The sequence below is a fragment of the Rathayibacter sp. AY2B5 genome, from assembly GCF_002931645.1.
GTDB lineage: Bacteria > Actinomycetota > Actinomycetes > Actinomycetales > Microbacteriaceae > Rathayibacter.
Genome location: NZ_PSUE01000005.1, coordinates 195,410 through 206,893, shown reverse-complemented (window position 1 = coordinate 206,893; position 11,484 = coordinate 195,410). Strand labels below are relative to the sequence as shown.

The window sequence follows — 11,484 nt, the reverse complement described above, 5'->3', positions numbered from 1 at the left end:
ATGCAGGGGCAGCGGGGGCGGGCGAATCGGGGCTCACGAAATCGATGTCTTCCGTCGGGGGCAGGGGACGAGCGGGCCTCCAGGGAGAGGCACCGCTCGGCTCCGTGAGCGCAGCCTGTGCGAACATCACGAATTCATAAAGGATAACCACGGCCGGCGGGATCCGGCCAGAGGCCGCCGCACACAGGCGCGATCGGGGCACGACGCGCGGCGAGCCCCGGCGGGATCCTGCGCCGATCCGCCTCTCGACGCACGGAATCCTTGTCGGCTCGGCCTGGGAGAGCGGTTACACCTCGTCCGCGCGCAAGCGGCGCAGCAGATCCTCCAGCTCGGCGAAGAGAGGATCCGGTGCCGCGATGAGCAGCCCGGAGCCGAAGGGTGCGCCGTCGAGTCCCGCGACCCGCGCACCCGCCTCCTCGGCGATGAGGGCGCCCGCAGCGAGGTCCCACGGGTTCAGGCCCCGCTCGTAGTACGCGTTCAGCTGCCCGGTGGCCACCGAGCACAGGTCGAGCGCCGCCGAGCCGATGCGGCGGATGTCGCGGACCGAGCCCAGGAGCTCCTGCACCACGGCGCCCTGACGCATCCGGCGGCCCGCGTCGTAGCCGAAGCCGGTGCCGACCAGCGCGAGCGAGAGGGAGGAGGGAGCCGAGACCTGCAGCGCGACTCCGTCCCGCTCGGCTCCCCCGCCTCGGCTGGCCGTGGTCACCTCGCCCGTCGCTCCGTTCACGACCGCGCCGGCGAGCGCGGTCCAGGTCGCGGGATCCGGCTCCCCCTCCACCACAGCGACGCTGACCGCGTAGGAGGGGATGCCGTAGAGGTAGTTGACGGTCCCGTCGATCGGATCGACGACCCAGGTCAGCCCGCTCGTGCCGCCCCCCGACCCCGACTCCTCGCCGAGGAAGCCGTCGTCCGGACGCGCCTCGGCCAGGCGCCTGCGGATCAGCTCCTCGACCTCCCGGTCCGCGGCCGTCACCACGTCCTCCGGGGACGACTTCGACGCGGCGATCTCGACACCGTCCTGCCGCCGCAGGCGGGCGAGGTGCGCCGCCTCGACGGCGATCGAGCGGGCGATGGCGAGGAGGGGGGCGTTGTCGCTCATGGCCCCAGCCTAGGGATCGGGCCCATCATGGGGGGATGAGCACCCCTATCGCCCTCACGGGAGCCACCGGAGCCGTGGGCGGTCGCGTCGCGCGCGAGCTCGCCGACGCCGGTCACGCCCTCCGCCTGCTGGTCCGCGACCCGTCCCGCGCGCCCGAGCTCCCCGGGGCCGAGGTGGTGCGCTCCTCCTTCGCCGACGCGGGCGACTCGCTCGAGGGCGTGCGCCTCCTCCTGATGGTCTCCGCCTCCGAGAACGAGGAGCGCCGCGCCGAGCACCTCGCGTTCGTCGGTGCAGCCGCCGCCGCGGGTGTCGAGCACGTCGTCTACACCTCCTTCGCCGGAGCCGCACCCGATGCGGTCTTCACCCTCGCCCGAGACCACGCGGCCACCGAGGACGCGATCCGCCGCTCCGGCATGGGCTGGACGTTCCTCCGCGACAACCTCTACCTCGACTTCCTGCCCGCGATGCTCGGCGACGACGGCGCGATCCGCGGACCCGCGGGATCGGGCCGTGCCGCCGTCGTCGCGCGCGAGGACGTGGCCCGCGCCGCCGCCGCGGTCCTCCGCTCCCCCTCCGAGCACCGCGGAGCCGCCTACGAGCTGACCGGGCCCGAGGCCCTCACCCTCGACGAGGTCGCGGCGACCCTGACGGCGGCGGGCCGCCCCGCCGTGTACGTCGACGAGACCCTCGAGGAGGCGTACGCGTCACGCCGCCGCTGGAACGCACCGGACTGGCAGCTGGACGCCTGGGTCAGCACCTACTCCGCGATCGCCGCCGGACAGCTGGAGCACGTCTCGTCCGACGTCGAGCGGCTGACCGGACGGCCGCCGCTCTCCCTCGCAGGGTTCCTGGAGCAGGAGGCGCGGGGCTGAGGCGACGGCGCGGGCCGGGCCGACAGCGCGGGCCGGGCGACCGCGGAGGCCGGGCCGACGGCGTGCGGGGTGCGACGGGACGAAGACGCCGGGCCCGGCGATCCGCCGGACCGGTGCTCCCCCGGAAAGGCACTCCGCCGAAAGGGCGATCCCCCGACATGCGGAACGCCCCGCGCATCTCGTGATGCCGGGGCGTCTGCTGGATGTTCCTGCTCGGTGGCGAGTGAGGGATTCGAACCCCCGAAGGCTACGCCGTCTGATTTACAGTCAGATCCCTTTGGCCGCTAGGGTAACTCGCCGTGGCGCACCCGACCGCGTGTTCACAACCGGAGGCGCTCAGCAAGGATACCCACGCGACCGGCGGATCGGAAATCGGTGCCGCGCGGCCTCAGTCCGCCTCCGCCGCGTAGCGGGACGCCGCCTCCGCGACCTTCCCCGCGTAGCTCCCGGCCGGGTTGTAGGCCGCGATCGCCGCCCGCCATCCCGACTCCGTCGAGAGGTCGCCGCCGGCGTCGCAGAGGTACCGGGCGGCGGTCACCGCCTGCTGGTCCACGTTCTGCGGATCCCATCCGCTCGACGCCCACGCCATCCACGTCGCCGGGATGATCTGCAGCGGACCCATCGCCCGGTCGACCTCGGCGTCGCCGTCCAGAGCCCCGCCGTCGTTGTCGGGGACCCGGTCGAAGCGCGTTCCGTCCAGGCGCGGACCGTAGATCGGCTCCGTCGGCCGCCCGTCCTCGCCCAGCTCGCCGCCGTCGATCGTGCCGTGCCTGCTCTCGACGTAGCCGATGCCGGCCAGGGTCGCCCAGTCCAACCGGCAGTCGGGGTCGACCGACGCCGTGAGGAGGGCCGTGCCCGCGTAGGCGGTGAGCGCACGCAGCGGGATGCCGCTCCCCTCGGACGCCGTGCCCAGCCACGCCTCGTCGGCGAGCAGTCGCACCGGCGTCGCCGCGGCCTGCTCGGGATCCTCCAGCACGACGGGGTCGGCCGCGACGGGAGCGGTCGCCGCGGGAGGGACGGTGGACAGGCCCTCCTCGACCGTCAGCGCGGGCGGCCGCTGGCCGCAGCCGGCCAGGAGGAGGCCGGCGAGCGGGACGAGGACGAGAACGGGGAGGCGGCGCACCCCTCAGAGGTACCAGCCGCGCCTGGGGCCGGGCTCCGCCACGCCTGAAAGCTAAACTCGGAGCCATGGCAGATTCAACGTTCGACGTCGTCAGCAAGATCGACAAGATGGAGGCGGACAACGCCCTGAACCAGGCCCACAAGGAGGTCGAGCAGCGCTACGACTTCAAGAACGTCGGCGCCTCGATCGCCTGGAGCGGCGAGAAGATCCTGATCAAGGCCAACACCGAGGAGCGGGCGAACGCCATCCTCGACGTCTTCCAGTCGAAGCTGATCAAGCGCGGCATCAGCCTCAAGAGCCTCGACGCGGGCGAGCCCTTCGCGTCCGGCAAGGAGTACCGGATCGAGGCCACCCTCAAGGAGGGCATCGACCAGGAGCACGCGAAGAAGATCAACAAGCTCATCCGTGACGAGGCGCCGAAGTCGGTCAAGTCGCAGATCCAGGGCGACGAGCTCCGCGTCTCCTCGAAGAGCCGCGACGACCTCCAGGCGACCATGGCGCTCCTGCGCGGGGCCGACCTCGAGCTCGACCTCCAGTTCGTCAACTTCCGCTGAGGAATGACGCACACGGGAGCACGCGCGTGATCGCCGGCATCGACGAGCCCGACCGGCGGGGCCGCACCGGACTCGACCGGGAGGGCCTCGACCTCGTCGGGAACCCCGACGTGGTCGTGAAGGAGGTCACCCTCCTCTCGAGCGACTGGTACGTCCTCCGCACCACCCGCTTCGACTACCGGCACCGCGACGGCAGCTGGACCAGCGAGCAGCGCGAGACGTACGACCGGGGGAACGGCGCGGCGGTCCTGCTCTACGACGCCGACGCGCGCACCGTCGTCCTGATCCGGCAGTTCCGCTACCCCGCGTACGTGAACGGCGACCTCGACGGGATGCTCCTCGAAGTGCCCGCCGGTCTCCTGGACGAGGACGGGCCCGAGGAGGGCGCCCGCCGCGAGGCGTCCGAGGAGACCGGACTCGAGGTCGGCCGGCTCGAGCACGTGTTCGACGCGTTCATGAGCCCCGGCTCGGTCACCGAGAAGCTGCACTTCTACGCCGGGCGCTACCGTGCGGGCACCCGCAGCGGAGCATTCGCGGGACTCGCCGACGAGGGCGAGGACATCGAGGTCCTCGAGCTCTCGTTCGACGAGGCGCTGACCCAGATCGGCGTGCAGATCGTCGACGCGAAGACGATCATGCTCCTGCAGTGGGCGGCCCTGTCCGGCCCGTTCTCGCGCTGACGCGCGAGCGTCGCGGCTGCGGACGCATCAGCGCGCGTACTCGGCGAGGGCGCGTCCGGTCAGCGTGTCCGCCGCCGCGAGCCCGACCGGAGTCCCCTCGAAGACGATCGTCCCTCCGTCGTGCCCGGCTCCGGGCCCCACGTCGATGATCCAGTCCGCGTGCGCCATCAGGGCGCGGTGGTGCTCGATCACCACGACCGAGTTCCCGGAGTCGACCAGCCGGTCGAGCAGTCCGAGCAGCGTGTCGACGTCCGCGAGGTGCAGGCCCGTGGTCGGCTCGTCGAGCAGGTAGACGGATCCGGACGAGGCCATGTTGATCGCGAGCTTGAGGCGCTGACGCTCGCCCCCGGACAGCGTGTTCAGCGGCTGTCCGAGCGTGAGGTAGCCGAGACCGACGTCGACGAGACGGGCGAGCACCGTGTGCGCCGGTCCGCTCGCGAAGAACTCCGCGGCGTCGACGATCGGCATCGAGAGCACCTCGTGGATGTTCCTCCCGCGGAGGCGGTACTCGAGCACCTCAGCGGTGAACCGCTTGCCGTCGCACTCCTCGCAGACCGACGAGACCGTCGCGGCGGGGCCCAGCTCGGTGAAGATCATCCCGGCCCCCTTGCAGACGGGGCAGGCGCCTGCCGAGTTCGCGCTGAAGAGCGCCGGTCTCACACCGTTCGCCTTCGCGAAGGCCGCCCGGATCGCGTCGAGGACCCCGGTGTAGGTCGCCGGATTGCTGCGCCGCGAGCCGCGGATCGGCGACTGGTCGGCCACCACCACGCCCGGCCGACCCGCGAGCGAGCCGTGCAGGAGCGACGACTTGCCCGAGCCGGCGACTCCGGTGACGACGGTCAGCACGCCCAGCGGGACGTCCACGTCGACGCCGCGGAGGTTGTGCGTGGAGGCCCCGCGGATCTCCACCGCCCCGGTCGGACGGCGCACGGCCTCCTTCAGCGGGACGCGGTGACCGAGATGACGGCCCGTCAGGGTGTCGGACGTGCGCAGCTGCGCCACCGTCCCCTCGAACCGCAGCTCGCCGCCGTGCGCACCGGCCCTCGGACCGAGGTCGACCACGTGATCGGCGATCTCGATGATCTCCGGCTTGTGCTCGACCACCAGGACGGTGTTGCCCTTGTCCCGCAGGCGGCGCAGCAGCTCGATCATCCGCGAGACGTCGTGCGGATGCAGACCCGCCGTCGGCTCGTCGAAGACGTACGTGACGTCCGTGAGGCTCGATCCCAGATGCCGCACCATCTTGACCCGCTGCGCCTCACCGCCCGAGAGGGTGCCCGACTCCCGATCGAGCGACAGGTAGCCCAGCCCGACCTGGACGAGGGCGTCGAGCGTCCCGAGGAGGGTCTCGACGATCGGAGCGACGGACGGCGCCTGCAGTCCGCGGAGCCACGCGGCGAGGTCGGTCGCCTGCAGCGCGGCGCACTCGGCGATGTTCCGGCCCCCGATGCGCGACTCCAGCGCCGCCCGGGTGAGCCGGCCGCCTCCGCACTCGGGACAGGCGGCGAAGGTGGCCACCCGCTCGGCGAAGGCGCGGATGTGCGGCTGCGCCGCCTCCTTCGCCAGGTAGAGGCGGGTGACCTTCACCAGGAGGCCCTCGTAGGTCATCGTCATCCCGGCGATGGCCATCTTGGTGGCCGGACGGTGGAGGAACGCGTCCATCTGCTCGGGCGTGAAGTCTGCGATCGGCACATCGGCCGGATAGAGGCCCGACTCGGCGAGGCCCTTCCAGTACCAGCCGCCGACGACGAAGTTGGGGATCGCGTCGAGAGCACCGCCCTCGAGCGACTTCGAGCGGTCGATCAGCGCGTCGAGGTCGATGCTCGACACCCGGCCCGTCCCCTCGCACCGCGGGCACATCCCCTCCGGCAGGTTGAAGGAGAACGCACCGCTCGTGCCCGCGTGCGGATCGCCGATCCGGCTGAAGAGGATCCGCAGCATCGTGTACGCGTCGGTCGCCGTGCCGACCGTGGACCGGCCGTTCGACCCCATCCGCTCCTGATCGACGACGATCGTGGCCGACAGTCCGTCGAGCGACTCCACGTCCGGGCGGGCCGGCGACCCCATGAACTGCTGCACGAAGGCGGAGTAGGTCTCGTTGATGAGGCGCTGGGACTCGGCCGCGATGGTGCCGAAGACGAGCGACGACTTGCCGGAGCCCGAGACCCCGGTGAACACGGTGATCCTCCGCTTCGGAATGTCGACGTCGATCCCCCGGAGGTTGTTCTGGCGCGCACCCCGCACCCGGATGACGTCGTGGGGCGAGGCCGTGGTCATGCTGTCTCCGTCCAGAGCGGTGCCCGAATCCTAGAGGAGGTGCGCGGCGTCCACGCCGGAACGACGAACGGCCCCCCGGACTGCACCGGAGGGCCGTTCGGAGAGCACGCGTCAGAGCGCGACCGGCTCCGCCCGCGAGATCGCGATCATGTCCTCGCGAGGAACGACCTTCACGCGCGCACGGCCCTCGGGCTCGCCGAGCGCCATCTCGTGCTCGTCCAGCCGGTGCCAGCCGTCGAGATCCGTGTAGGCGATCTCCCGCTCCTCGAGCAGGGCGACCACGGCCGCCTCCTCGGGGTGCTCGGGCGTCCACCAGGACGCCTGGTCGTTGAGCACGTGCGCGACGGTCTCCATGGCGTCGGACTTGGTGTGCCCGATGAGGCCCACCGGTCCGCGCTTGATCCAGCCGGTCGCGTACACGCCGTGGACCTGCTGGTCCTCGTCGTCCAGGACCTGGCCCTCGCGGTTCGGGATCACGCCGCGCATCTCGTCGAACGGGAGGCCATCGAGCGGCGAGCCGAAGTAGCCGACCGCGCGGTACACGGCCTGCACCGGGACCTCGCGGATCTCACCCGTGCCGCGCACTCCGCCCTCGCCATCCGGCTCGGTGCGCTCGTACCGGATCGCGCCGACCCGACCGGATCCGTCGTCCACGAACTCGAGCGGCTTCGCCCAGAAGTGCAGGTGGAGACGACGCGAGGCGCTCCCGACCTCACGGGTGCGCCACTGGTTGAGCACCCGGTTGATGACCATGACCTGCTTGTTGGTCGCGATGGCGGCCTCCGAAGCGGGATCGAGGTCGAAGTCCTCGTCGGCGACGATCATGTCGACGTCGCGCAGCTCGCCCAGCTCGCGCAGCTCCAGCGGCGTGAACTTCACCTGAGCGGGACCGCGGCGCCCGAAGACGTGCACGTCGGTGACAGGAGACGCCTTCAGCCCCTCGTAGACGTTCGGCGGGACCTCGGTGGGCAGGAGGTCCTCGGCGTGCTTCGCCAGCATCCGCGAGACGTCGAGCGCGACGTTGCCGTTGCCAATGACAGCGACGGAGGACGCCTCCAGCGGCCAGGTGCGCGACACGTCGGGGTGGCCGTCGAACCAGCTGACGAAGTCGGCCGCACCGTAGGAGCCCTCGAGCTCGACACCCGGGACGTCGAGCGGAGCGTCCCGAACGGCGCCGGTCGCGAAGATCACGGCGTGGTAGTGCCGCTTGAGATCCTCGAGCGTGATGTCGGTCCCGAAGTGCACGTTGCCGAAGATGCGGATGTCGCCCCGGTCGAGCACCTCCCGCAGCGCGGTGATGATCCCCTTGATGCGCGGGTGATCGGGCGCGACGCCGTAGCGGACCAGGCCGTAGGGCGCGGGCAGGTGCTCGAACAGATCGATCGAGACGTCGTACTTCTTCTCGGCCTTGATCATGAGGTCGGCGGCGTAGATGCCCGCGGGACCCGCGCCGACGATGGCCAGCCTGAGCTTGGTCATTGCGTTCCTCCTGCCGGGGCGCCGCAGCGCACAACCGGTCTCATTCCTGCGGCGCAGGGCGCGCCGCGACGATCGGGGTCAGCCGTTGCGCTCGACGACGGTGTCGGCGAAGCGCGTCAGCGCCTTGCGGACGGAGCCGTCGGGCAGCGGAGCGAGGGCGGCGACGGCCTCGTCGGCCCACCGGTGGGCCTCGGCAAGGGTCTGCGCGGTGACGTCGTGATCGCGCAGCTGAGCGATGGCGTCCGAGATGTCGGCGCTCTGCTCCTCCGTGTGCGCGATGGCGTCGTTCGAGCGGCTCACATAGCTCTCGATGCGGGCGAGGAGAGCCGCGGCCTCCCTATCGGAGGAGGCGCGCTCGCGCAGGCGCAGGATCGGCAGCGTCGACACGCCGGCGCGGATGTCCGTGCCGGGGTTCTTGCCGGTCTCCTCCGGCTGGGGAGAGAGGTCGATGACGTCGTCGACGATCTGGAAGGCGACGCCGATCTTCTCGCCGAAGACGCGCATGGCCTCCTCGTACTCCTCCGGAGCCTCCGAGAACGCGACTCCCGTGCGGCCCGCCGCGGCGATCAGGGACCCGGTCTTGTCGGCCAGGACGGACAGGTAGTGCTCGACCGGGTCCTCGCCGTCGGTCGGGCCGACCGTCTCGTGCAGCTGCCCGAGGACGAGCCGCTCGAACGTGTCGGCCTGGAGCCGGATCGCCTTGTCGCCGAGCTCGACCATCAGCTGGTTCGCGCGGGCGAAGAGCAGATCGCCCGTCAGGATGGCCACGTTGTTGCCCCACACGGTCTGCGCCGACGGGACGCCGCGGCGCTTCTCCGCCTCGTCCATGACGTCGTCGTGGTAGAGCGATGCGAGATGCGTGATCTCGATCGCCTGCGCACCGAGCAGGACCTGCGGCGTGTTGCCGCGGCCCAGCGACGCGGCCAGGAGGGTGAGCATCGGGCGCACGCGCTTGCCGCCCGCCTCGAGGAGGTACCGGGTGGAGACGTCGGCCACGGCGTCCGCGAAGGACAGCTGCCGGACGAGACCCTCCTCGACCTGCTCCAGACCCGCGTCGATCGTGCGGGCGAGAGCGCGGTCCGACGAGGAGGAGAAGATGCGCTCGGAGAGGCCGAGCTGCGCCGTCAGAGACGGGCTGCGACGGGCGACGGGCGCAGTGGCGTTCACAGGGAAACCCTAACGTCTCGGCCTGTGCGGACCCCGGTCGTCATCGGGTCGCCGCGATCGGCTTGACGCCGCGGTGCAGCGCCACGATGCCCGCGGTCAGATCGCGGTAGGCCACGCGCTCGAAGCCCGCCGCGCGGAGCCAGGCGGCGACGACGCTCTGCTCCGGCCAGGCCCGGATGGAATCGCCGAGATAGTCGTACGCAGGATTGTTCGACGACGCGAGGCGCACGACGGCGGGCATGACCCTCGACAGGTAGAAGTCGTACGCGGCGGCCAGCGGAGCGATCGGCGGAGTCGAGAACTCGCAGATCACGACCCGGCCGCCGGGCTTCAGCACACGCAGGAACTCGGCGAGCGCCGTCCTCGGCTCGGCCACGTTGCGCAGACCGAACGAGATGGTCACGGCGTCGAACGACTCGTCCTCGAACGGGAGGTCCATCGCGTCGGCCTGGACGAACTCGATCCGGTCGTTGCCCGCCTGACGGCGACGGCCGACGGCGATCATCCCCGGGGAGAAGTCGGCTGCGACGACCTGGGCGCCCGACCGCGCCAGCGACGCGCTCGACGTTCCGGTGCCGGCCGCGATGTCGAGAATGCGCTCACCGGGAGCAGGGTTGACGGCGCGAGTCGTCGCGATCCGCCAGAGCCGGTCGTTCCCCACCGAGAGGAGTCCGTTCACCAGGTCGTAGGCGGGAGCCACGGTGTCGAACATCGAGGCGACCTCGTCGGGCCGTTTGGTGAGGTCTGCCTTCGTCACGATCCGCAAGTCTACGGCGAGACGAGGGACGGCGGCTGTGCATCCGCCGTCCCGCGCCCGGTCGGCGCGCTCCCCCCTGGGGAAGCGCCGGGACCGCCCCGCTCCGCCTCGCGCGGCGGCCCCGGACCGGATCACGGTAGCAACGGAGCCCTGCGCCCCGAGCCCCGCGGCATGGGACGTCCCATCCTCTGGCGCGGGCGTACCCTGCTGAGGTGACGCTCATCGGCGCTGGAACCCCCCTGCTGCGTGCGGAGACGACTCCACTGGACTCTCCGCCGTCGCTCCTCTCCCACTCCGACCCGAGGCGGCCCCTCCTCTGGCAGCGCGACGGCGCCGGCCTCAGCGGACGCGGCGAGGCCCTGCGCCTCGAGTTCTCGGGCCCGGAACGGCTGCGGGATGCGGCGGCGGCCTGGCGTCGGCTCTGCGACGCGGCGACGGTGGAGGACCGGGTCGGACTGCCCGGGACGGGGCTGGTCGCGTTCGGGACCTTCGCTTTCTCGAGCCGATCCGAGGCGACGAGCGTGCTGATCGTGCCGCGCACCGTGATCGGGACGCGCGACGGCCGGTCATGGCTGACGCGGATCACGATCGGCGAGGCGGAGGGACCGGATACGCCGGGCGAGGAGCCGCTGGGGGCGGCGTACCACGTGCCGCTCTCGCCGGGTGCGCTGTCGCCCGACGAGTACCGCGCGGCGGTCGCTGCCGCGGTGGAGACGATCCGGGCGGGCGAGCTGTCCAAGGTCGTGATCGCGCGCGATCTGCAGGGGCGGCTCCCGCCGGGGGCGGACCTGCGTCGGATGCTGGGTGCGCTCACCGAGCGGTACCCGGACTGCTGGGGCTTCGCCGTGGACGGATTCCTCGGCGCCAGTCCGGAGACGCTGGTCGCGGTCGATCGGGGCGAGATCTCGGCGAGGGTGTTGGCCGGCACGGCCGCGCGAGGCGAGGATCCCCTCGCCGACGCGGACGTGGAGGCCGCTCTGCTCGAGAGTCCGAAGGACCGCTCGGAGCACGCTTTCGCTCTCGCCAGTCTGGTCCGGGAACTCGAGCCCCACACACGGGAGCTGACGGCGGGCGCCGCCCCGTTCACGCTCCGCCTGCCGAATCTCTGGCACCTCGCGACGGACGTGCGAGGAATTCTGGGCGACTCCTCCAGCGCGCTCGATCTCGTCGATGCTCTTCACCCGACCGCGGCAGTGGCCGGCACTCCGACCGCCGACGCCCTTGCGCTCATCGAGCACCTGGAGCCCTTCGACCGCGGTCGGTACGCAGGACCCGTCGGCTGGATCGACGGCAACGGCGACGGCGAGTGGGCCGTCGGACTCCGTAGCGCCGAGGTCACGGCCGAGGGCGCGGTCACGGCCTGGGCGGGCGCCGGCATCGTGGCCGACAGCGTTCCCGAGTCCGAGCTCGCCGAGACCCGCATGAAGTTCCGCCCGATCACCGACGCGCTGGCCTGACGCACGTCGGGAGTCGCTG

Annotated in this window: 10 protein-coding genes and 1 tRNA gene; 4 read left to right on the top strand and 7 right to left on the bottom strand. The window is 71.7% G+C overall.

Annotated elements, in window-relative coordinates:
* Positions 1–286: 286 nt before the first annotated feature.
* A complete protein-coding gene (locus C5C30_RS05835) occupies positions 287–1,099 on the bottom strand; it encodes an inositol monophosphatase family protein (RefSeq protein WP_104333341.1) in 813 nt (270 codons plus the stop codon).
* Positions 1,100–1,134: 35 nt separating this feature from the next.
* On the opposite strand from C5C30_RS05835, the gene C5C30_RS05830 reads away from it, so the two are divergent.
* Positions 1,135–1,971 (top strand): NAD(P)H-binding protein, encoded by an 837-nt coding sequence (locus C5C30_RS05830; RefSeq protein ID WP_104268584.1) that lies wholly within the window; start codon positions 1,135–1,137, stop codon positions 1,969–1,971.
* A 217-nt stretch (positions 1,972–2,188) separates the two neighbouring features.
* On the opposite strand, the gene C5C30_RS05825 is transcribed toward C5C30_RS05830, so the two are convergent.
* A tRNA-Tyr gene (locus tag C5C30_RS05825) sits at positions 2,189–2,270 on the bottom strand.
* Positions 2,271–2,359: 89 nt separating this feature from the next.
* On the bottom strand, positions 2,360–3,094 hold the full coding sequence (locus C5C30_RS05820; protein WP_104247936.1) for a hypothetical protein: 735 nt from the start codon (positions 3,092–3,094) through the stop codon (positions 2,360–2,362).
* A gap of 65 nt (positions 3,095–3,159) precedes the next feature.
* Between C5C30_RS05820 and C5C30_RS05815 the strand changes: the two genes are divergently transcribed.
* Both C5C30_RS05815 and C5C30_RS05810 read left to right on the top strand, forming a co-directional pair.
* Positions 3,160–3,648, top strand: a complete 489-nt coding sequence (locus C5C30_RS05815; protein ID WP_104223606.1) for a YajQ family cyclic di-GMP-binding protein — start codon at positions 3,160–3,162, stop codon at positions 3,646–3,648.
* Between the two features lie 26 nt (positions 3,649–3,674).
* Positions 3,675–4,328, top strand: coding sequence for an NUDIX domain-containing protein (locus tag C5C30_RS05810; RefSeq protein ID WP_104260458.1), 654 nt, complete (start codon positions 3,675–3,677; stop codon positions 4,326–4,328).
* Positions 4,329–4,355: 27 nt separating this feature from the next.
* Here the strand turns inward: C5C30_RS05810 and C5C30_RS05805 are convergent, their stop codons facing one another.
* From C5C30_RS05805 to ubiE, 4 genes are all read right to left on the bottom strand, one after another.
* A complete protein-coding gene (locus tag C5C30_RS05805) occupies positions 4,356–6,605 on the bottom strand; it encodes an excinuclease ABC subunit UvrA (RefSeq protein WP_104262959.1) in 2,250 nt (749 codons plus the stop codon).
* 111 nt (positions 6,606–6,716) lie between these two features.
* Positions 6,717–8,084, bottom strand: coding sequence for an FAD-dependent oxidoreductase (locus C5C30_RS05800; RefSeq protein WP_104223603.1), 1,368 nt, complete (start codon positions 8,082–8,084; stop codon positions 6,717–6,719).
* Positions 8,085–8,162: 78 nt separating this feature from the next.
* Positions 8,163–9,251, bottom strand: coding sequence for a polyprenyl synthetase family protein (locus C5C30_RS05795; RefSeq protein ID WP_104249782.1), 1,089 nt, complete (start codon positions 9,249–9,251; stop codon positions 8,163–8,165).
* Positions 9,252–9,291: 40 nt separating this feature from the next.
* Positions 9,292–10,008: a bifunctional demethylmenaquinone methyltransferase/2-methoxy-6-polyprenyl-1,4-benzoquinol methylase UbiE gene (ubiE, locus tag C5C30_RS05790; RefSeq protein WP_104326264.1), complete on the bottom strand. Its 717-nt coding sequence runs from the start codon at positions 10,006–10,008 to the stop codon at positions 9,292–9,294.
* Between the two features lie 212 nt (positions 10,009–10,220).
* Here ubiE and C5C30_RS05785 point away from each other — a divergent pair, with 212 nt between their 5' ends.
* Positions 10,221–11,465, top strand: coding sequence for an isochorismate synthase MenF (locus C5C30_RS05785; RefSeq protein WP_374955299.1), 1,245 nt, complete (start codon positions 10,221–10,223; stop codon positions 11,463–11,465).
* Positions 11,466–11,484 lie beyond the last annotated feature (19 nt).

Bases quoted from the DNA above. Each gene is read 5' to 3' on its own strand.
- C5C30_RS05805 (WP_104262959.1), bottom strand. From the start codon at position 6,605: ATGACCACGGCCTCGCCCCACGACGTCATCCGGGTGCGGGGTGCGCGC.
- C5C30_RS05835 (WP_104333341.1), bottom strand. From the start codon at position 1,099: ATGAGCGACAACGCCCCCCTCCTCGCCATCGCCCGCTCGATCGCCGTC.
- C5C30_RS05815 (WP_104223606.1), top strand. From the start codon at position 3,160: ATGGCAGATTCAACGTTCGACGTCGTCAGCAAGATCGACAAGATGGAG.
- C5C30_RS05830 (WP_104268584.1), top strand. From the start codon at position 1,135: ATGAGCACCCCTATCGCCCTCACGGGAGCCACCGGAGCCGTGGGCGGT.
- C5C30_RS05800 (WP_104223603.1), bottom strand. From the start codon at position 8,084: ATGACCAAGCTCAGGCTGGCCATCGTCGGCGCGGGTCCCGCGGGCATC.